General features: G+C 40.7%; 1 protein-coding gene. It reads left to right on the top strand.

From position 1 onward, the window contains the following. Positions 1-192, top strand: a 192-nt coding sequence (locus JHU38_RS12325; RefSeq protein WP_207859432.1) for a hypothetical protein, incomplete at its 5' end; no start/stop codon positions are given. Positions 193-297 lie beyond the last annotated feature (105 nt).

Below are 297 nucleotides of genomic sequence, written 5' to 3'. Positions count from 1 at the left end.
CAGAAAAAACTACCTGATTTTAACACTTCCGCAACATGTCATCTAAGTGTCGGCATGCCGAAAAAGGCCTTCACTTTGCCGATTTTTATGCTCTTTTATGCTCAAAGTTATGCTTTTATCAGCTCAAAGCACAGCGATTACACGGCCAAAGCATTGCTTTTAGCCGATGAAAAGGCCGCGATGACGGCCTGAAAGCATAGCGATTAAGGGTAAAAAAACGAAGAGAAAACACCCTTAAAAGCACAATGTATTGATAACCAGCGTTTTATAAACTCGCTCTACAATCGCTTATTTTCG

This window comes from Prevotella illustrans (genome assembly GCF_017426725.1).
Lineage (GTDB): Bacteria > Bacteroidota > Bacteroidia > Bacteroidales > Bacteroidaceae > Prevotella > Prevotella illustrans.
The sequence above is the reverse complement of the archived record's forward strand: the minus strand, read 5'-3'. Positions and strand labels throughout refer to the sequence as shown.